A 20,969-nucleotide genomic window follows, 5' to 3' on the forward strand; every position below is an offset into this window, starting at 1 on the left:
TTTTGAGGTATTTTCGTGTAAACAAATAAATAAAATAATTATTTCGTCAATTTTGCAGTAGGCAGAGTAACTGTTACCGGATCTTTATGTGCCAGATTTCATGACTGATTACAGCAAGCAATTCATTATTAATGACCATATTCATTAATGCAGATAACGTATTGATATCTTTATTTCTTAACTTTATAATTCAAATTTGGGTCATCCTGAAATTGGTATTTTTCAACAGTTTGTTCAGTCTTACATCGTATCGATCTTTAGTTCCTGCTACAGAATTATTTTTACCCATCCAGTCTAATGATTCTTTGGATAATTTAATTGCCATCTTCGTTGGTAAATGTAAATTTTCTACATCATTTGAAACCATTACTGCTGCTTTTCCAAGGTTAATTTTCTTTGTATTGATCGAATATGCAGCCTCCAGTAAAGAAGGCATAGAGTAATTCATTTCATAGTCATTTAAAATTTGAAACACGAAGGCAGCCCTATTTTAACAGTGATAATGTCAAAACTTCGTTTCAGTTCTTCATAGAATGCTATTTTTTTTCCTTATTTTTGTGAAATGAGTCAAAAATGGATTTACAAGCCTGAACCCGATGAGGAAGTTGTGGACAGACTAAGTTCGTCACTTGGTTTTGGTACTTTTGAATCTAAAATCCTCGTTCTAAGGGGAATTGACAATTATCAAAAGGCCAGAGAATTCTTCAAACCAAACCTCAACGATATCCACAACCCGTTTTTAATGGCAGATATGCAAAAAGCTGTAGAGCGTATAGCCACCGCCATTGAAAATGGTGAAAAAATATTGGTATATGGTGACTATGACGTGGACGGAACCACAGCGGTTGCCCTGATGTATCTTTACCTCAGCAAGATTGTTGAGAAAAAATATCTGGACTATTATATCCCGGACAGGAATTCTGAAGGGTATGGAATTTCTACTGAAGGAATTGATTTTGCCAAAGAAAATGGCTTTTCATTAATTATCGCTCTGGACTGTGGAATCAAGGCACTTGATATGATCAACTATGCCAGTAATCTTGGGATAGATTTTATTATCTGTGATCACCACCTTCCCGGTGATGAAATTCCTAACGCTGCGGCTGTGCTTGATCCTAAAAGAAGTGACTGCCGGTATCCTTTCAAAGAACTTTCAGGATGTGGTGTTGGTTTTAAGCTCTGCCAGGGACTTAATACCATTTATAAATTACCGGAAGCAGAATTATTTGAACTGACAGATCTTCTGGCAATCTCCATTGCTGCCGATATTGTTTCCATGACAGGAGAAAACAGGGTTCTGGCTAAAATGGGATTAAAAACCCTCAGAAAAACCAGAAATCTTGGTTTAAGATTATTGATTCCTGAGGATAAGCTTTCTCATTTTGAAATTTCCAATATCGTTTTTGAAATCGCTCCAAAAATTAATGCTGCCGGAAGAATTTCCCATGGTAAAGCAGCGGTGGAGCTTATGGTGTCTGACAACCTGAAGCATGCGAATCAGATTGTGAATGATATTATGAACCTCAACGATGAAAGGCGTGAGCTGGATATGAATTCCACCCTTTCCGCCCTGAATCAGATTATAGAATCCCAACAGGAAACCAAGCATACTACTATTGTTTATCATCCCGAATGGAATAAAGGAGTAATCGGGATTGTTGCCTCAAGACTTATTGAAACGTATTATAAACCTACACTGGTATTTACCGATGGTAATAATGGTGAGATGGTAGCTTCTGCAAGATCCGTTTCTGATTTTGATGTACATGAAGCTCTTGATCTGTGTTCTGAATATTTCCTTAAATTCGGAGGTCATCACGCTGCAGCGGGACTTTCAATGGAAAAGGATAAGTTTGAGGCTTTCAAAGAGAAATTTGAAAAAATAGTTTCTGAAAAAATCAAGGATCACCAGAAAGAGCCATCTATTACGATTGATACAGAGATTAAAGTGGATGAAATCAACAGAGAGTTTATCAATTTCCACAGAAAACTGGCTCCATTTGGACCTCATAATATGAAGCCTATTTTCACATTAACGAATCAGAAATTGTCGGGATATGTAAAAACGATGGGAAAAGATAATAATCATCTGAAGTTTTATATCAAACAGGAATCTACGGGACGAAATATTGAATGTGTAGGGTTTAAATTGGGGCAGTTTGTTGATGATTTTAAGAATAAAAATTTCGACCTGGCTTTTACCCTGGAAGAAAACCACTGGAAAGGCAATGTCACTCACTATCTTAATATCAAGGACGTAAAATTTAGAGAATAAGTAAGGTTGCGGGATTTAGGTTGCAGATAATAAAAGCCTGAACAATATAAAATTCTGATCAAAAGATTGATATTCTAAACTACTGCTACCTGCCCTCCGCTATCTATTAGCTAACAAAAAATGAAAAAAATCGGTTTATTTTTCGGATCATTTAATCCAATTCATATCGGACATCTTATTCTGGCTAATTATATCCTGGAAAACTCTGATATGGATGAGCTTTGGTTTGTTGTGAGCCCGCAAAACCCGTTTAAAGACAAAAAATCTTTACTGAATGACCATAACAGACTTGATATGGTACAGCTGGCAGTAAAGAATTATCCCAATATGAGGGCTTCCAATGTAGAGTTTTCTCTTCCGAAACCAAGCTATACTATTGATACACTCACTTATCTTCACGAGAAATATCCTGATTATTCTTTCAGCCTGATCATGGGAGAAGATAATCTGAAGAGTCTTCATAAATGGAAAAATTCTGATATCCTGATCAAAAATCATCATATTATTGTTTATCCTAGAGTATTTGAAGGTGAGAAAAAAGATTCGGATTATTTACAGCACGAAAATATATCCCTGATCAAGGCTCCGGTAATAGAACTTTCGGCCACTGAAATCCGGAACATGGTTAAGAATGGTAAAAATGTAAGACCTATGTTGCCGCCAGAAGTTTTTGAATATTTGGATGGTAGTAGTTTTTATAAGTAATTTTGCAGTTCAGAAATAAGAGGCAAAACTTAAAAAAGCCAGAGAAAGACTCTTACTTTTAACTCTCACATCATACTTTAAGAAATGGATTTCATCGAAAAATTTTTCTCAAAATATTCTCAGGAAAAAATCATCAAATGGTTTAAACAGATTTGTCTTTCTGAAGCCATTTCCTGTCTTTTACTGTATGGTATTGCGATGATCTGGATCCGATATGATGAAAATTTATATTCTATTATCTTCATCAGCGTTATTGGCAGTTTGCACGGATTATTTTTTACGCTTTACCTTTTACTCTGCCTTCCTGCCAGAAAAATTTATAATTGGGATGATGAAGATTTTGTCTTTGCCTTATTGTCTGCATTCTTCCCCTTTGCAACGGTTTGGGTAGATAAAAAGCTCGCCAGATTCGACAGAGAATAAACAATATAAAGCAAGAGGCTGTCTCAAAAGTGTCATTCTGAACGAAATGAAATGTAGTGAAGAATCTCATATATTTGGTTATCAAGGAGATTATTCCTTCGTCAGAATGACAAAAGCCAGATTGTTTGACTTTTGAGACAGCCTCTTTTTTATTTTTACGGTTATTACAATCCCGTTTCGCATGTGTTTTTGTGTGAAGCATAATTCCTGAACTAAGGGAATACGTTCTATTACAGTTTATATTTTTAAAAAAAATCTTCATTATTTTTTTAACAAATGTAACATTTAACATCTTTCATTTGTCTTATTACACAGAAAGGTCAAGCAATCAATATTTCAACGTAAATTTTTATTAACTGATAATCAAATGATTACAATGATTCAAAAATATTTTTAAGTACTTTGTATTGCATAATACTAAATTTATTATATATCTTTGTAATGTTAAATAACAAACCATACAAGCTATTAATTAAAAAAGAATAATCATGAAGACTCAAATTCTTATTGCAGCACTATTTTTCGGTGGACTTATCACTGCCCAGCAGAAAAAAGACAGTTTGAAAGTAAATGCTATAGATGCAGTGACTCTCAAGAAGCAGGTTTTCAAAAAACAAGGTGACCGTTTGGTGTATGATGTAGCTTCTTCATCAATTGCTAAAGGAACAAACACTTTTAATCTTTTGAAACAAACACCGATGATTTCCAGTATTGACGGAAAAACGCTGAAGATTTTGGGAAAAAATGATGCAATCATCTACATCAACAATAAGAAAACCAACATGGATTCTGAAGCGTTGATTGAAATGCTGAAGTCTACTCCATCTGAGGACATCCAGAAAATTGAAGTGATTACAGTTCCGGGAAGTGAATTCCAGGTTGAATCCAAAGAAGGTGTCATCAATATTGTAATGAAAAAAAGCAAGAATAACGGTTACAACGGAACGTTGAAAATGCAGAATGAGCAGGCGTATTACAATAACCCTAATGCAGGAGCTTCTTTTAATTTCAGACAAGGTAAATGGTCTGGTAATTCCAATTTCAGAATGGGAAGCTGGACGGACAGACAAAGATATACACTTTCCAATGGAGATTCTACTTTCAAAAATGAATCATTTGGATTTAATGATGATCCTAATAAAAATTTTGGAGGAGGTTTCAATGTTGATTACGAGATCAATAAAAAACACAGTCTTGGATTCTCCTACAACATGAGATACAATAAAAGTTTCAATTCTGTACTGGATATTACCAACTGGCAAAACGGAGCATTAAATAACAGAACAGTCAATAACGAGGATGCACAGACCAGAAATCATTCTTTTAATTTGAATTATGAGATGAAAACGGATTCACTTGGAAGTAAGCTTACGTCAAACGTTTCTTACCTGTGGTTCAACAGGGATAAAGTAAGTTTCAATGAAAGTTTTCCTCTAACAAATGATACGATTAACAAATATTCTGCATTGCATCAGGCTGTTCCACAGATCATCAACAACTATGCTGCCAATATCGATTATCTGAAAAAGACGGCTAAAGGCGCAACGTGGTTAATGGGAATCAGTTACAATCACACCAATACAGATAACGATACCAAACAGGATAAATTGACAAAAGGAGAATTTATCATTGATCCCAACCAAACCAATCACTTCATTTATAAAGAAAATATATTGGGAATTTATCTGAACTATGAAAGAAAACTGACTGAGAAGATATCCGGAAAAATTGGTGCCCGCTACGAAATGACCAGAAGTACAGGTGATATTGTGGATAAAACAGGATTCGAAAGAAATTACAACAACCTTCTGCCTTACCTGAATTTAAATTACGCCATCAGTTCAGACCATAATTTGAGCTATACTTTTTCCAGCAGAATCAGAAGACCTAGATTCTGGGAGCTGAATCCTTCGAGAACCTACTTCACTCCTACCAATTATACGCAGAACAATCCATTTATACTGGCCTCCAAATATTATAATCAGGAGTTAAATTATATGTACAAGAATGCATTCTATGCCAATCTTAGTTTTAATATGGTGGAAGATGCAGCAGCCTCAGACCTGATTCCATTACAGGGAACTGTAACAGCTCCAAAAAAGGATGCTAAGGGGAAAATCATCAAGGATATCAAAGGAAATCCAATTATGGAAACTACAAGATTCTTAAGATATATCAGAACTAATTACGGTAAGAACAGGGAGATTGCTCTTACTCTTGGAATGAACAAATCCTGGTTCAAAGATATATGGACAACCAACTATTCTGTCAATTTAGGATATGTTACCTACAAAGGCGGAGTATTTGAAGATCCTACTTCTATGCCGGTTCCGGGAGAAACTGAAGTTGTAGATCCTTATATCATTGATGTTAAAAACTATAATATGTCTGCAACCTTCAATAATGTCATCAGACTGTCTTCTAAAAAAGACTGGTTTCTGGGAGTGAATTACTTCTTTGCCAGCCAGACTGCCATGGAAGGAGGGATGATTGGGGCAAGACAAAGCTTTGATCTCAGCCTGAAAAAAATTGCAGGAGACTGGACGATTGTAGCGGAAGTAAGCGACCTGTTTAATCAAAGTTTTTACCGCATTAAAGGAGTACAGCCTAATGGAAAATTTAACAATATTACCAACTTCAATTATCCAAGGTTAGTCAGCATCGGGGTTACTTACAATTTCGGAAATCAGAAACTTAAAAAAGCAAGGGAAATGAAATCAGCTAATGATGCTGTAAAATCAAGAACCTAATCTATAAAAACTTATATCACTATCCACTCTTAAATAAAACAAACATGAAACGTATAATTTTGTCAATGGCCATCATATTCGGTACTTGCGCACTCGCTCAGGAGAAAAAATCCGACACGGCAAAAACAAAAAATATAGAAGGAGTTACCATTACAAAACAGGTTTTCAAAAAACAAAGCGACCGTTTTGTATATGATGTGGCAGCTTCTCCCATAGCGAAAGGAAATACTACTTTTGATCTGCTAAAGCAGACGCCGTTATTATCTTCCACAGATGATAAAACATTGAAAATTGCTGGAAAAAATAATGCGCTGATCTATATCAACGGAAGAAAAAGCAATATGGATTCCGAATCTCTGGCTCAGTTCCTGAAAAATACTCCGGCTGAAAATATCCAGAAAATTGAAGTCATTACCGTTCCAGGAAGCGAATATCAGGTGGAATCATCTGATGGAATCATCAATATCGTTTTAAAGAAAAAAATGAGTGATGGTCTCAACGGAAACATGAGAATGTCTAATACTACCAATAAATATAACGGAAGCCAGGCGAGTTTCTCAGCCAACTACAGAAAAAACAAACTGGGAATAAGCGCCAGCCTTAGTGGTGGTGAAAATATAGAGGCACAAACGTATACGTTAAGAAATGGTACTGCCAAAACTTCTAATGAATCTGTAGGAGATGTTGATGATCCGAATAAAAACATCGGTGGTTATCTGAATATTGATTACCAGCTGAACGACAAAAGTAATGTGGCTTTATCATGGAATACATGGGCCAATAAAAGTTATAATTCAACGGTAGATTTATTTAATACCATAAAAAAAACAAATACGGAATATACGTGGTCTAAAAACCGGGAAGATTCAAGATCTTATAACAATTCTGTGAATTTAAATTATGAATTAAAAACAGATTCATTGGGAAGTAAACTGAATGTAAATGCAGCCTACCTCAACTACAGAAGATTCCAGTCCACAGATAACCAGACTTTTGCTTCGGATATCAACAGAGAAGTAGGAAAAATAAAAACACAGGTATTCCAGGATCTTCCTCAGATTATTAATAATTTCTCCGGAATGGTGGATTATAATCAAAAGTTTGAAAATGATCTGACTGTATCTATAGGCGGAAATTATAATAAGACTAAGACAGATAATGATTCTAAAAACATAACTTATTCTTTTAATCCTGTAAAAGCACCGGATTCAAGACCCAACCATTTTATCTATGATGAAAACATCTACGGAATGTATCTTACCCTTGAGAAAAAGATTTCCGACAAACTTTCCGGAAAAATAGGTGCCCGATATGAGATCACCAACAGTCTTGGAACTTCTGATAACGCTCCCACAGAAGCTCTTAGAAGAATTGAAAGAAATTATAAAAACCTTCTTCCCTATCTAAGCCTGAATTATACAATTAATGATAAAAACAATATCTCCTATTCCTTCTCTAGCAGAATGAGAAGACCTAGTTTCTGGGAACTTAATCCGGTAAGGAACATTCTTACAGATGATAATTATACTCAGAATGACCCGTTTGTAAAGGCATCTTCTACCTATAATCAGGAGCTTACTTATATGTTCAAAAATTCATATTTCCTGATTTTAAACCACTCTTACATTCAGGATGTGATTACGCAGGTACCCCTTCAGGGATATCCGGTATCACCGGCTGGAAAGGAAGGCGAAAACCCGGCTTTAAGATATATCAGAACCAATTTTGGGAATAAACAGGAAATGTCCGCAATGGTAGGTATTCAAAAGTCATTTTTCAAGCAATACTGGACAACCAATTTCAATATCGGTGTACAGCATAATATTAACAATGGAAGCCTTGATACTGATCCTACTACCGGAGACCGATTTAAAGATGAAAAAGGTACTCATGGAAAATTTATTACGTACACCAATAAAACCAATTCTACCAGTCTTCTGATCCAAACCAACAACACCGTTCGTCTTGATAAAAAGAAAACATGGTTCTTCGGAGTTAATTACTTCTTTGTAGACAAGCAGCAGATTGAGCTTGGTTCTTTGAAAAACTTAATGAGTTTAGACCTTAGTCTTAAGAAAATGTGGAACGACTGGACTTTTGCAGTGAATGTAAATGATGTACTGAATACCAACATTGTTAAAATTGAAGATTTCCAGGAGAACGGAAATTACAATTACATCCATCAAAACCGCTACAACAGAAGTTTAACGGTAAGCCTTACCTACAATTTCGGAAACCAGAAAGTGAAAAAGGTAAGAGACATTGAAGGGGCGTCAGATGCCATCAAAAGCAGAACAAGATAGAGAATTTATCTTTCTTCATATTTAATTATTCTTACAGTATCCGCTGATTCTTTTCAGCGGATTTTTTATATTTAATCATTATGAAAAAAAATATAAAAATTATTTTGATCTCCCTCAGCCTCCTTTTTCTATGGACAGGCTGTAAAGAAAAAAAGATAGAATTGGGAAAAGATATCAGCTTTGATAAAGAGGAAAATATTCATTATGGAAATAATACTGAACAGGTTATGGATCTTTATATTCCACAAATCAAAACAACCAAAGAAAAAGATGTCTTTATCATGATTCATGGTGGAGGCTGGCGCAGTGGAAATAAATCACAGCTCACCTTCTTCACCCTTTCTCTAATGCAGAAGTTTCCTGATCATATTTTTGTTAATATGAACTACAGACTGGTTTCAGAAACAAATTATGGACTGCCTAATCAAATGAATGATATTAAAGAGGTTTCTGCTTTCTTAGAAAAAAAACTCAGGTACAATCCTAAGTTCATATTATTAGGAAACAGCGCCGGAGGGCATTTATCCATGCTATATGCTTATAAGTTTGACACAGATAAAAGGATAAAAGCAGTTGTTAATATTGTTGGCCCTGCTGATCTTTCCGATCCAGGTTTCAAAAATTATCAGGAATATTCTTTTGTAGAAAAAAGACTTGTAGATCCCCGTGTACAGAAAACGGGAACATCCCTAATAGATTTTGCAAGTCCTGTAAAATGGATCAGAGAAAGCTCCCCTCCTACTCTATCTTATTATGGAAATTCGGATCGTGTGATTCCTTCTACTCAAGAAAAAATCTTAGATTCAACTTTAAATAAAAACCATATTCTCCATGAGTCTTATCAATTTAATGGCGGGCATCTGGACTGGGATAAACACCCAAATGCTCAATTTCTTATTGATAAAATAGAAACATTTCTCAAAAAAGCAGATAAAAAATAACACGTTCTGATTTTTCAAAACGTGTTATTTTTTTATTTTAAAATTGAATTTTATTCTGACTTTGCAACGGCAGTCCTTTCAGAAACACCGTTGGCATTGAAGGCTTCAATCTGGAAATAGTAGGCATCTGTTCTGTCTGCTCCTGTAAAGAAATATTCATTCTTTCCGTAGACCATAATGCTTCCATACAATTTATCGGGAGTCTTTCCGAAATAGATTACATAGCCATCCGCTTCAGGGTTCTGCTGCCATTTCATCCAGATGCTTCTCCTTTCGCCGTATTTTTTCGGGTCCGCTCTTAAAGGCACAAAACCTTCCACTTTAGCAGGTTTTTTCCCGGCTCCTTTTCCAAACACTCTGAAACCGCTTAATGCGAATTTTCCTGTTGGCATTTTCAGGTTTTCCATTTTCAGGAAACGGGCTTTTGCAGGCTGTTCAAGCTCTACATAATCATGAGGAACGTCCTTTGTATTTTTGCTTTTATCCACAATTACATTCCATTTCTTGCCATCATTGGAACCGTAGATCTTGTACTGATGCATTTTCCCCAAGGTTTTCCCCATGAACTCAGCATCCTGATCCGCATAATTGATCTGAATGGCATTGATGGTGGAAACTTCCCCTAAATCCGTTTGAAACCATTCTCCGGAATTTCCGGTTTTAGCACTCCAATACGTTTTGATATCTTCATCTACTGCATAGTTGGGTTGATAACCTCCCAAAGTAGATGAAACCTGAACAGGTTTATTATAATTCAGCAGCATCCATCCTGCAAAAAGACCTTTTGTAAAATCTTTTCCCTGTGCATACTGTGGAAGATAAGTAGGATAATCTCCATAAGCTGTATTACAATACATCACGTCATCTTTATCAAACCCAGCCGGCCAGATTCCCAACCTTCTTTCAAAATTATTTTTGGTAGAAATAAAAATTGTGGAAACATGCCACCAGTTTTTATAATTGTCTTCAAATGTCGCTCCGTGGCCTGCTCCTCTGGCAAAACCGCCCGGTTTATAAGAGAACGGATTATGCTGCTGATATTCGAAGCCTTCCAAAGGGCTTTTGCTTACATATACCCCGTCAGAATATCCGCTGAACTCTGTTGCCGGAGCACCATACTGCATATAATATTTCCCGTTATGCTTTGTCATCCACGCTCCTTCTACAAAAGGCTGAAGAAAAACGTTGTCATTGTATTCCCCGAAACGTTCCCATCCATGGTCTTCCGGTTTTAATTTGATAATAGGTTTAACGAAACCTTCAGACTGAAGATTTTTCACTTTCACTTCTGTGCCCAGCAATGGCCATTCATTACTTGATCCCCAGTACAGATACAGTTTATTTTTATCTTCATCGTAGTGAAATGCCGGATCCCACGCTCCTACTTTTAAAGTATCCACTGCAATTTTCCAGTCGTCTTTGGTTGGGTTTGTACTTTTCCAGATCGGAAAATCCTGCTCCCATGTAGAACCATAGACATACAGCGTATCTCTCATGGCCCATACCGCCGGAGCATTCAGATCATGAATATATTTATTATCTCTTAAAAATTTTCTTTTCACAAATTTCCAGTCCAGCATATCATCACTGTACCAGTATCCTTCCTGATTGGTAGAAAAAAGAAACAGTTTATTCTTAAAATTAACAATTACCGGATCTGCCGTAGCACGGTGTTTCCCTTGTTTTGAAAAGACTTCGAAAGGCGTATAGCCATAATCTATGTTGATAGGATTGCAGAAAGTCTTCTGCTGGGCACCCACAATCATTCCGAGAAAAATTGCCAATGCCAGAAAATATTGTCTCATTTTTAGATTTTAAAGATTGAGACAAATTTAGGTAACTTTTTTGGGTTTTCTCCAAATAAAGCCATCCAGCAGATAATGAGTGAGCTGCGGAACAACCAACAGCGGAACCAGAAATTGAAACCATTTTTCTGAAACAATTATATTCAGGGAAAAGTGTTCGTTCCATACCAGAGTTTCCCATAAAAATTCTTCCAAGAAAGCAAAGCTTAAAAGAACGCCTATGAACAAAAGAATTCCTGAAAAAGATTTAAAAATCTGCATCCAATTCATCTGATGATTTTCTTTTTGTTGTATTTCTCTTATATAAATCAATGCGATGTAAGGAATTCCATGAGAAACTACATTCAGAAAAGTAAAAAGAAGATCGTTGTTAAAGTAGATAATTCCAAAATACCATGAAAGGAAAGTTCCGGTGATCAATGCTGTTTTCGGAATATTAATATTTTTTGTTTTAAAAGCTTCGACAACAGTTTTAATAATCCAGATGCTCAGGATTGTAAAATATAGTGCGGTAATCAGAGGAAGATAATCCGGAAGATTTTGAAGCCAGTCAAACTCATTGTTGACGAACCAGGTAAAGGCACGGGGCGTTTTAAACCAATACAGCATGGGATAAATAGTAGCAGTGTAAACAGCAACCTCATCTATTTTTTTGCTCCAGTTATTGGGTTCAAAGCGGGCGTAGATCCTCATAAATCCATATTGCTGGCGTATAAAATGAAAAACAGCAATCAAAGCCAAAACCGACCAGAACGTCAGACTTCCAAACTGGAACAGGATCACTCCCAATATCCAGCTTAGAACAGGAATTCCCAGATACAGCAGCTTATTTCTCTGTACCTCTCCTTTTACAAAGTAAGTTTTGAACAGAGTGGAATATACGTGGGCAACATCTACAAAAACAATCAGGAACAGCCATGTATAAAAGGAATAATGATTTTCCAGCCCCTGAATCTGTTTCTGAAAAAGAAAAATAATCAGCAGCACCAGAAAAGGTGGTGATAAAATAAACCACCAGTCTGTTTTTGCATTATGTATCCACGGCTGTTTCATTGTGTTATTGTATCATTTGTCCTGCAGTCCGGATTCCCTGATAAAAGGCTTCTTCAAAAATAGATATTCCGGAAAGATCAGAATGGGCAAAGAAAATTTTTCCTTCCAAAGGTTCTTTCGCTGTTCGGGTTTCTTCTCCAAAAATCTGATTGGGAACAGGAGCAATCATGGCATGTCCTATTTTATGAAACTGCATTTCCAGAATGAAATCTTCTATCAACGGGTGCGCTTTCTTCAGATCATCCAAAACTAAAGTCTTAAGTTCAGATTCTTTCATGGCATAAAGTTTTTTCCTCGCTTTTTTGGAGTCTGCCGTTGAAAAACTTTTGTAGTGGGTAATTACTTTTTCGCCTATAATTTGATTCAGATTCTGGTGCTGGTCAAAGATATAACCTAGCCCGGAAGAACCATAGATTACATTATCCCAGGCCAGTTCTTCATCTCCACCGAATTCATTTTTCAGCGTAATGGTTGTTAAAAGCCAAGGCACGTAGTGAAATGATGATGCTTTCTGAAGATTAAAAATTCTTTCATTCACAAATTGAGGGGTTGCAAAAAGTACTTTATCCGCTATGATTTTCTTTGTTTTCTTTTGGGTATTATCAAAACTCAGGACCTCAACCTTATCATTGATTTTCACATCAAAAACCAGATTTCCGGACCTATATTTTCCTTCTGTATATTTTGAAAGATGCTTTGCCAATCGGGCATTTCCTTCCGGCCATGTGAATACCTGATCTTTATATTTCGTGCTCCAGTTATTTTTTCTGCCTGCAAAATAATGAATACCTGCCCATGCTGAAACGTAATCAATTCCTAACCCGAAATCGTCTCTGCAGGAGTAATCCAGTAACCAAAGAAGTTCTTCGGAATGATAGTTATTTTCTTTGAGCCAGTCTTTGAAAATGATTTTCTCTAGTTTTAAAACCTCATCTTCCCGGCTCGAATCATGCACCGGAATGGCAAACCAGTATTTTCCCTCCGCATCTTTCTTTATCCGAAATTCATCCATTAGCTTAAAAAAGCGGGCAAACTCCTGCTGAATTTGTGCTGAAACTCCTCTTTGGGGAACAATATCGTTTTGCCAGGAGTTTTTATAGAAAAGTCTTTCCTGCTGTGGAAAAGTCATTTGATATTCATCAAGAACTGGCTCTCCATTATCTTCAGTTCCTAAACAGATTCCACATTCTTTTAGAAATTCGATGATTTCTGTATTTTCTTTATTGGGTAATGGCAGATAATGTGCTCCCAAAGGGAATTTTGAAAATGAATTCTGTCCATTGGATGAATTTCCTCCCAGATGGGTTTCCATTTCAAGGAGAAGATAATCCTGTTCATTATTCTGACTGAAGAATCTGCATGCAGAAAGTCCGGAAATTCCTCCGCCCACAACAAGATATCGGGTGTGGATAACTTCTGAAAACTGTGGAAAATCTTTGGCCCACAGTTTATGACCGAGAACATGATTAGTTCCGGTAATCTTCAGGAGCAATGATTTCACTTTCTTTCCACAATACTGCAAAAAGGGAAGCATAAGACTACCTAAAAATATAGTTGTAAGAAAATCCTTTCTACTGTACTTTCCCCCACTCTTCATCGAAATAACGGACTAATATCTGGTTATCCAGACGGTTAACTTCTACGTCTTTCACTTTCATATCTTTGTTGAAATAAGACATCTGTGAAAAGTTGTAATCATAGTATTTCAAACCAGGGAGTTTTCTATAGATCCTGTTGTTGATGGGTTCAAAGGAAGCCATAGAAAACCCCCATTCCCCAAAAGACGGAACATAGGTGTGATAAGCTGCTGTGAAAGGAAAAATCTGGTTGATTGTTTTTTCGATGCACCAGAAAGATTTCGGAGCAAAATACGGAGAGGTGGTCTGAACCACAATTTTCGTATCAAGCGTTGTCAGCTTCTCCAGTTCTTTATAAAACTGCAGGGAATATAATTTTCCTAAGCTGTAATTGGACGGATCCGGAAAGTCGATGATAATGACGTCAAATTTCTTTTTGTTGTCTTTTACCCAAATGTAAGCGTCTTTATTGATGATTTCCACTTTCGGATTGGAAAAAGAACTTTGGTTCAGCCTGCGCATGGTTTCATTGGTTTTGAAAAACTGGGTCATTTCACCATCCAAATCTACAAGGGTTACTTTTTTAACGTCTTTGTATTTCAAGACTTCTCTGGCGGCAAAGCCATCACCTCCTCCAAGGATCAGAACATTATCAATATTTTTTGCCATAGACATTGCGGGATGTACCAAAGCTTCATGATAACGGTATTCATCCGTGGATGAAAACTGTAAGTTGTTATTTAAATATAAACGGAACTCGTGGGTATTTCTCGTTAAAACAATTCTTTGATAGGGTGAACTTTTGGTGTACACTACATTTTCTCCGTACAGTTTTTCTTCAGAGTAAGATAAAATCGTATCTGAGAAAAAGAAAAGACCTAACAGAAATGTAAATGCTGCAATAGATTTTACTTTGAGTGATAAAGGTTTTGACAATTCCTTTGTAAGGTAATAGCATAGAAATATCGCGATAGAGATATTAATCAGTCCAAAAAACAAAGGTGTTTTTACAATGCCCAGCTTTGGAATTAAAACCAACGGAAAAAGAATCGATGCCAGTAAAGCCCCGATATAATCGAATGCAAAGACGTTTGAAACTAAATCTTTAAACTGAACCCTGTCTTTCAGAATGTTCATCAGAAGCGGAATTTCCACTCCTACGAGACAGCCTGTGAAAAAGACAAAGAGATAAAGAACACTTTCAAAATGGGCAAGCGTATTAAACAGAATAAACAGCACCACAGAGCTTATTCCGCCAACGATTCCTACGAGGATTTCGATCTCAATGAATTTATCAATAAGATTTCCTTTGATGAATTTCGCAAGATAGGAACCTACTCCCATTGAAAATAGATACACCCCGATAATGAAGGAAAACTGCTTTACAGAGTCTCCTAAAAGATAGCTCGCCAGGGCCCCGGCCACCAGCTCATAAATCAGTCCACATGTAGCAATGACGAATACTGAAAACAATAAAAGCAGCTCAAGAGGAATCCTCTTCTTATCCATGAATTGCCGCGCTTATAATCATAGAAATTCCGATGATAAATGCCCCGAATACAATAGCCAATGCTATGTTTTTGTTCTGAGAGATCTCATGCCATGTTTTTTCCGGTGTAAGTTTTTCGATGATGAAATAGCAAACGAGAAGAATTGCGATTCCTAAGAATGAGTAAAGAACCGAGTTTAATATGGGTAAGAAATTGATGTTGTCCATAGTTTTTATATTTTTATTTGTGATAGTATCTGTAGAATCCTGCTCTGGAATGGCTTCTGGTAGTTCCGTCCCGGTATGTTTCCGTCTTGGCACAATCGCATACCTGATTTCCCTGATAAGTAAGGTATACAAACCAGATCATGAAAAAGCCTCCGATCAGACAGAGCATCCAGTTTTGTCTTATGTAATGTAAAATAGTAGTCATCATGATGTGGCATAAGGGGTATTTGAACTGTTTTTCCATTTATTAACATTAAAGAAATGCCTTCCTATCCACATAGCTATAAAGAGAGCAACCATTATGAATAAAATAAATCCGAAGTTCCAGAATGAAACGGGAAGCCAGGTTGCCTTGATCTTCACATCGTTATTGGATGCAATAACATCTGTAGTGAGTTTTAGCCCTTCAGCATTGATCAGAGAGTCTATTTTGGAAGTTCCGAAGGATGCTTTCACCAGTTTACCCAATTCTGTTGTATCTTTTTCTAAAGTCTTTCCGTCTATGAAAGTGGTAGATTGTGCTTTATAGATGTCAGTAACATCCAAAACCCCGGATTTATCTCTGGAAATTAATACTTTTGAATCTGGCGACTGAAGACCGGAAAATGCGGGCAGTAATGATCCTTCTTTTTCTGCTGAAATAAGAAAATGATATTTTCCTGAGCTTACCCCGCAAAGGTTGAATTCTTCAGACTGATTTCCTTCTGACCAGCTTTCACCGTCTTCATAGCCGTGGTATTGTTCAATATCTTTGGAGGTATATACAATTTCGTTGGTATTCTCATTCACAAGGCTTAGCTGAACATTGGCCCATGAATTGTCTACTGCTGAAAAGGCATTGACTTTTAATGGTGCTGAGCCTCCGGAAAGAGTAAAACTTTTGCTTACAAGTTCTTTATCCTTTACATCAGCAAAGTTGACCGACTGTTCAAAAACAGTTTCGTTTGTTCTTGAGATATAAATATACAGTTGAAGCAGGCAAATCATTAATGCAGCCACACAAAAGATGTTCACAGCCTGTTTCATATCAAAATAATAAGGCTGAACGATCCCGACTCCTGTATAATAGGGCATGTGAGCTATTTTAAAAGCTCTTTTTACCTCATATTTTGAAATGTGAACTCCATAAAAATACTGGCTTTTCCTACCGGTCTTCTCCTGAGAGATCATACGGGTTCCATTGACATATTCTTTGTAGGTCGCAACGCTGAAATCAAGGTGTTCATCAAAAAAACCGGAAGCAGCATAAATACTGCATGGAGTGTTTTCGTACCAGCGATAAGTTCGCCCGGCATAGGTTGGTAATTTCAAATTTTTACCTTTAAAATCATCAGGATGCATTGGGATCAGGAATATCCAATGCCCATCGCTTTCACTCAGGAAAGCATCATTTCCTTTGCTGTCTTTTAAAGAATATTCCCGCCAGAAAATACTGTTTCCGTATTTTTTGACAGTAATCGCAACAACCGTATATTCTACGCCGTCAATTTTTCCTTTCTGTCCGACATCTAACACAACGTTTTCTGTCGGTATTTTCAAATGTTTAGTCTTTTTATTCCCGGCTACATCAATGAGATGGGAACAGGTCATACAAACGTATTCTTCAACAGGAAAGGTAAGATCTAATTTATTTTCGGCTTCGCATGCTGGGCAGACATAGTGCATTTTTATCTGTAAATTTTGTGTTTCTGAATGGTATTAGCTTTAAAATACTGAACCACTTCATCTGCAATCTGCTCTACTTTTGTAGTGTTATCCTGTGTATAATTACAGAGAAAAACATCAAAGGTAAGCTGTTTAAATTCCGGCCACGTGTGGATACAAAGGTGAGACTCTTTAAGGATCACGGCGGAAGTAAAGCTGTCATTTTCAAAAATATGATTGGTTACTCCTACAATTTCCACCTCTTTGGTTTTCAGAATTTCTTCTGTAAATGCCAGAAATCCTTTGCTGTCTAATAACAAATCTTCTGACTCAGTTTCCAAAGTCAGAAGAATATGTAAACCTTTACTTGATAATGGTTTCAATTAATTTTTTCGTAAATATATTATTTTTTTGGAAGAAAAACCTCTGCAAGCATACATCTTGCGCTTCCTCCACCATTTACTTCAATGGTATTCAGGTCTGAATAGATAATTTCGCAGTATTTTTCAATAGCCGCTACCTGTTCTGAAGACAAGGACTTGTAAGCAGTCTGGCTCATCACCAGGAATTTATTACCGTCTTTATTCTGCACCTGAAGCATATTTCCTGCAAACTGCTGCATCTGTTCTTCGGAAATTTCGATGATTTCTTTTCCTGAACCTTTAATTGTTTCCACTACTTTTTCTCTTTCCAGCTCATCATCAATACAATCAAGACAGATTACGACAAACTTGTCTGCCACACACATCATGACATTGGTGTGATAGATTGGAAGTCTTTCTGTTCCTACGGTCTGGAAAGAATGGAAAACAACGGGAGTAAATCCGTATTTTGTGCAGAATTCTCTGAACAGTTTTTCATCCAGTCTCAAGGAAACCGAGCCGTAAGCAATTTTGTTATCATGATCAAAAATCATACTTCCTGTTCCTTCCAGAAAGTGTCCCTGAGTTTCGGAGAAAGACCAGTCATCTACCTCAACTACATCAAATCCCTGTTCCCGGATACTTTCAATAATATCTTCTCTTCTTTCCACTCTTCTGTTGGAAGCGAACATGGGATATAAAACCACTTTTCCATCCTTGTGAAAACTCACCCAGTTATTCGGAAAAATAGAATCCGGAGTATGGGGATCTAAAGTATCTTTTATAGTAATTACATTAATTCCTTTTTCTCTCAGCTTTCCAACAAAGGTATTGAACTCCGCCAATGCTTTTGACTGGATATCAGAACCCGTCTGTTCTACCTGAAAGTAATTATTTTTCGCTGTTTCAGCGTTGTAACCGAATGCAATCGGCTCTATCATTAATACTGTATCTGTTGTTTGCATTTTTTTTAAGTTTGAGGGTGTTGGTGTATGAAAGTTTGAGAGTCTGAACAGCGGTTTACAAATTATTGTCTTCTTTATTAATCGAAGAAAATGAGCACCACTTTTCTGACTGACTCATCATATTAACTAACATTCCTATTATTTGGTTGTATTGTTTGTGCAAATTTTCATATTGCTCTTCATTCATAAATCGCAGGTAAAAGCAAACTGAAGCCATGTCTGGGTTTCTCTTGCCTCTCCCTCTGAATCCGTAAGTTTAGCAACGAAGGATTTTTCATATTTTCTTTTTCCCCATGCCTCACTGATATTGGCTGTTACAGATCTTGATGATCTTCTTATCTGATCTGTAAGAGAGTAAAGTTCTTCTTTCGGAAAAGATTTTGAGAGTTCATAAATCACCTGTGCTGTTTCAAATGATTGTTGATAAACTTTTAAGTCCTGATGAAATTTAATTGTCGACATACCCAAATATTTTTTTTTAAATTAAAAAAATATTTAAATCCACCAACACTATAACTTCCAGACCTTAAAAACACTTCCACTCTCAAATCCTAAAACACTTCTACCCAATTATTCTCTCACAAGCGGCATTGTAGAACATCTCAACAAGCCTCCCATTTTGGAGATTTCTCTGTAAGGAATTTCTTCAACAGTCATTCCCCACTCGTTTCTCAAATGGTTATTCATTCTGGTGAATGCTTTGTCTGAAACCACTACATCAGGGGAAATAGAGAAAATATTCGGGAACATTTCAAACATTTCTTCATCATTGATATGGAAGCAGTTTTCTTCGCCGAAAATATCGATGATTAAACGGTAATCACTTTCGTCTACGAATCCGTTTTTATAAATGATACATTTGTCTTCTCCTACAGGATTAAATGTACAATCCAGATGCAGAATACCTTCAAACGGTACTTTATCGTTTTTCTTCAGTTCCAGATCTATGATTCTTTTCTTTGGAAAATATTCTTTCAGGATTTCGATAGCATACTCGTTGGTTCTTGCCGTTTTATAGTTTCTGTAATCTTCACTGAAGCAGGTTCCTATGAAAAGAAAATCATTCCATACAATTACATCTCCTCCTTCAATGTGTGCGGTTTCCGGAAGGTTGATAATCTTTCTCCATGCTACTTTTTCAAAAACGCTTTTGTAGGCTTCCTGTTCGTCTGCTCTGTCTGCAATCACATTGGAAATGATCATCTTGTCATCAATCACAAAGGCTACATCTCTTGAAAAAACCTGATTGTAATCTTTGATGATACTAGGACGTAGAACTTCAACGCCATACTTTTTTAAAACCGCTTCAAAAGCGTTCATTTCATTGATAATATCCTCTTCTTTAGGATAAATGTTGTGTTCTATAGAGTAATATGACTTCGCGTCATAACTTTCCTCTAATGTGGGAACTGGTCCCAATGAATTAGGCTGGCCTAGAACTACTGACTTCAGCCTACCTGTTTCGTTTTTAATATTTAGTCTCATAAAGATTTATGCAATACTACAAATATAAGTAAAGGTCTCTATCTGGGAAACTTTTGGATTATTTTATGTATTAAATTTAATTTCTAAAATCAGCACTCTCCAATAAAATTTGCTTGTATATCCGGCCAAATGCAGTGAATAGTCCCAAAAACATCTACAACTTACTATTTTCCATCTACATAAGAATCAAAAAAAAGATAATTATATTATTTAATTTCCTATATTAGTGATATAATTTTCGCGAAATTATAAACAATAAAACGTAACTATTAACACCAAAAATCAAAGTCATGAACAAGAACAATCCGGTGCTGAAAAATGCACACAAATTAGGAAGAGATCAACAAAAATCTGTAATGGGAGGAGCTCCGATTTCAACTGGCAGAAGATGCTGCGAGTGGGACGATACAGGAAAATGTTATATCTGGACTTGCGACAGATGCCAATGTCCTTAATAAAAAACGGAAACCTGCTTGAAAAAGCAGGTTTTCTTCTACTATTTTATAGATTTTTTCAACTGATATTAAATCAAAAAAGCTAATATCAGATATAGTTTCTCTCACTATGTGACAAGTTTTCAAGCCTTCTCAATATCAATATCCGTAAGCGTTCTTCATGATCATCACCCCATTTCCCTAATGTGGCAATTACCGGAATCAATGTCTGTCCGAATTCCGTAAGCCTGTATTCTACTTTTGGTGGCACAACAGGATAAATTTTCTTAGTGACAAGATCATGTTCTTCCAGTTCTTTTAACTGAACATTCAATACTCTGCGGGAAGCATCAGGAATTTTCCGTTGTAATTCACTTGGCCTTTGAAATCCTTCATTAATAAACCATAGCAAACGGATCTTCCATTTGCCATAGAGCACTTCAGCAATCAGATCAAGACCGCAATTCAGATTGGGTGGGATTTTTCTTTCGTACATAAAACAAATGTAACACAATGAGATGAGATCACAA

General features: G+C 36.4%; 21 protein-coding genes. 7 read left to right on the top strand and 14 right to left on the bottom strand.

Features of this window, described 5'->3' with window-relative positions; translation table 11 throughout:
* Positions 1 to 73: 73 nt before the first annotated feature.
* Complete coding sequence (locus C8D70_RS21160) at positions 74 to 190, bottom strand: M48 family metalloprotease (protein ID WP_317043158.1); 117 nt, start codon at positions 188 to 190, stop codon at positions 74 to 76.
* The gene (locus C8D70_RS03435) at positions 191 to 448 is read right to left on the bottom strand and encodes a hypothetical protein (protein WP_228407969.1); all 258 of its coding nucleotides are present in this window, start codon (positions 446 to 448) and stop codon (positions 191 to 193) included.
* A 114-nt stretch (positions 449 to 562) separates the two neighbouring features.
* On the opposite strand from C8D70_RS03435, the gene recJ reads away from it, so the two are divergent.
* The 6 genes from recJ to C8D70_RS03465 all read left to right on the top strand — a co-directional run bounded on the left by recJ (position 563) and on the right by C8D70_RS03465 (position 9,397).
* Positions 563 to 2,275, top strand: a complete 1,713-nt coding sequence (recJ, locus tag C8D70_RS03440; protein ID WP_076596967.1) for a single-stranded-DNA-specific exonuclease RecJ — start codon at positions 563 to 565, stop codon at positions 2,273 to 2,275.
* A gap of 120 nt (positions 2,276 to 2,395) precedes the next feature.
* Positions 2,396 to 2,980 carry a nicotinate (nicotinamide) nucleotide adenylyltransferase gene (gene nadD / locus C8D70_RS03445; RefSeq protein WP_076596968.1) on the top strand — a complete coding sequence of 195 codons (585 nt, stop codon included), beginning with the start codon at positions 2,396 to 2,398 and terminating at the stop codon, positions 2,978 to 2,980.
* 84 nt (positions 2,981 to 3,064) lie between these two features.
* Complete coding sequence (locus C8D70_RS03450) at positions 3,065 to 3,403, top strand: DUF3817 domain-containing protein (RefSeq protein ID WP_110366406.1); 339 nt, start codon at positions 3,065 to 3,067, stop codon at positions 3,401 to 3,403.
* A 488-nt stretch (positions 3,404 to 3,891) separates the two neighbouring features.
* The gene (locus C8D70_RS03455) at positions 3,892 to 6,153 is read left to right on the top strand and encodes an outer membrane beta-barrel family protein (protein ID WP_110366407.1); all 2,262 of its coding nucleotides are present in this window, start codon (positions 3,892 to 3,894) and stop codon (positions 6,151 to 6,153) included.
* Positions 6,154 to 6,197: 44 nt separating this feature from the next.
* The gene (locus C8D70_RS03460) at positions 6,198 to 8,456 is read left to right on the top strand and encodes a TonB-dependent receptor domain-containing protein (RefSeq protein ID WP_110366408.1); all 2,259 of its coding nucleotides are present in this window, start codon (positions 6,198 to 6,200) and stop codon (positions 8,454 to 8,456) included.
* An 80-nt stretch (positions 8,457 to 8,536) separates the two neighbouring features.
* Positions 8,537 to 9,397, top strand: a complete 861-nt coding sequence (locus tag C8D70_RS03465; protein WP_110366409.1) for an alpha/beta hydrolase — start codon at positions 8,537 to 8,539, stop codon at positions 9,395 to 9,397.
* Between the two features lie 50 nt (positions 9,398 to 9,447).
* Here C8D70_RS03465 and C8D70_RS03470 read toward each other — a convergent pair whose 3' ends face one another.
* From C8D70_RS03470 to C8D70_RS03520, 11 genes are all read right to left on the bottom strand, one after another.
* Positions 9,448 to 11,202 (bottom strand): discoidin domain-containing protein, encoded by a 1,755-nt coding sequence (locus C8D70_RS03470; protein WP_110366410.1) that lies wholly within the window; start codon positions 11,200 to 11,202, stop codon positions 9,448 to 9,450.
* A gap of 27 nt (positions 11,203 to 11,229) precedes the next feature.
* Positions 11,230 to 12,255: a hypothetical protein gene (locus C8D70_RS03475; RefSeq protein ID WP_110366411.1), complete on the bottom strand. Its 1,026-nt coding sequence runs from the start codon at positions 12,253 to 12,255 to the stop codon at positions 11,230 to 11,232.
* A gap of 4 nt (positions 12,256 to 12,259) precedes the next feature.
* Positions 12,260 to 13,789: an NAD(P)-binding protein gene (locus C8D70_RS03480; RefSeq protein ID WP_228407970.1), complete on the bottom strand. Its 1,530-nt coding sequence runs from the start codon at positions 13,787 to 13,789 to the stop codon at positions 12,260 to 12,262.
* 37 nt (positions 13,790 to 13,826) lie between these two features.
* Complete coding sequence (locus C8D70_RS03485; RefSeq protein ID WP_110366413.1) at positions 13,827 to 15,341, bottom strand: polyamine aminopropyltransferase; 1,515 nt, start codon at positions 15,339 to 15,341, stop codon at positions 13,827 to 13,829.
* Entirely contained in the window at positions 15,334 to 15,549 is a 216-nt protein-coding gene (locus tag C8D70_RS03490; RefSeq protein ID WP_076596977.1) for a DUF350 domain-containing protein, read from the bottom strand. Before C8D70_RS03490 ends, C8D70_RS03485 begins: the two co-directional genes overlap by 8 nt.
* Before the next feature lie 13 nt (positions 15,550 to 15,562).
* Positions 15,563 to 15,757 (bottom strand): hypothetical protein, encoded by a 195-nt coding sequence (locus tag C8D70_RS03495; protein WP_076596978.1) that lies wholly within the window; start codon positions 15,755 to 15,757, stop codon positions 15,563 to 15,565.
* Entirely contained in the window at positions 15,754 to 17,214 is a 1,461-nt protein-coding gene (locus C8D70_RS03500; RefSeq protein ID WP_110366414.1) for a DUF4178 domain-containing protein, read from the bottom strand. Before C8D70_RS03500 ends, C8D70_RS03495 begins: the two co-directional genes overlap by 4 nt.
* A 2-nt stretch (positions 17,215 to 17,216) precedes the next feature.
* On the bottom strand, positions 17,217 to 17,576 hold the full coding sequence (locus tag C8D70_RS03505; RefSeq protein WP_110366415.1) for an S-adenosylmethionine decarboxylase family protein: 360 nt from the start codon (positions 17,574 to 17,576) through the stop codon (positions 17,217 to 17,219).
* A 20-nt stretch (positions 17,577 to 17,596) separates the two neighbouring features.
* Positions 17,597 to 18,520 carry a citrulline utilization hydrolase CtlX gene (gene ctlX, locus C8D70_RS03510; RefSeq protein WP_076596981.1) on the bottom strand — a complete coding sequence of 308 codons (924 nt, stop codon included), beginning with the start codon at positions 18,518 to 18,520 and terminating at the stop codon, positions 17,597 to 17,599.
* A gap of 183 nt (positions 18,521 to 18,703) precedes the next feature.
* Positions 18,704 to 18,982, bottom strand: a complete 279-nt coding sequence (locus tag C8D70_RS03515; RefSeq protein WP_317047789.1) for a four helix bundle protein — start codon at positions 18,980 to 18,982, stop codon at positions 18,704 to 18,706.
* Positions 18,983 to 19,090: 108 nt separating this feature from the next.
* Entirely contained in the window at positions 19,091 to 20,005 is a 915-nt protein-coding gene (locus tag C8D70_RS03520; RefSeq protein WP_076596983.1) for a dimethylarginine dimethylaminohydrolase family protein, read from the bottom strand.
* Between the two features lie 290 nt (positions 20,006 to 20,295).
* Between C8D70_RS03520 and C8D70_RS20710 the strand changes: the two genes are divergently transcribed.
* The gene (locus tag C8D70_RS20710) at positions 20,296 to 20,460 is read left to right on the top strand and encodes a hypothetical protein (protein WP_168801913.1); all 165 of its coding nucleotides are present in this window, start codon (positions 20,296 to 20,298) and stop codon (positions 20,458 to 20,460) included.
* An 88-nt stretch (positions 20,461 to 20,548) separates the two neighbouring features.
* Here C8D70_RS20710 and C8D70_RS03525 read toward each other — a convergent pair whose 3' ends face one another.
* Positions 20,549 to 20,935, bottom strand: a complete 387-nt coding sequence (locus C8D70_RS03525; protein WP_110366416.1) for a winged helix-turn-helix transcriptional regulator — start codon at positions 20,933 to 20,935, stop codon at positions 20,549 to 20,551.
* Positions 20,936 to 20,969 lie beyond the last annotated feature (34 nt).

It is taken from the genome of Chryseobacterium sp. CBTAP 102 (assembly GCF_003201365.1).
Lineage (GTDB): Bacteria > Bacteroidota > Bacteroidia > Flavobacteriales > Weeksellaceae > Chryseobacterium > Chryseobacterium candidae.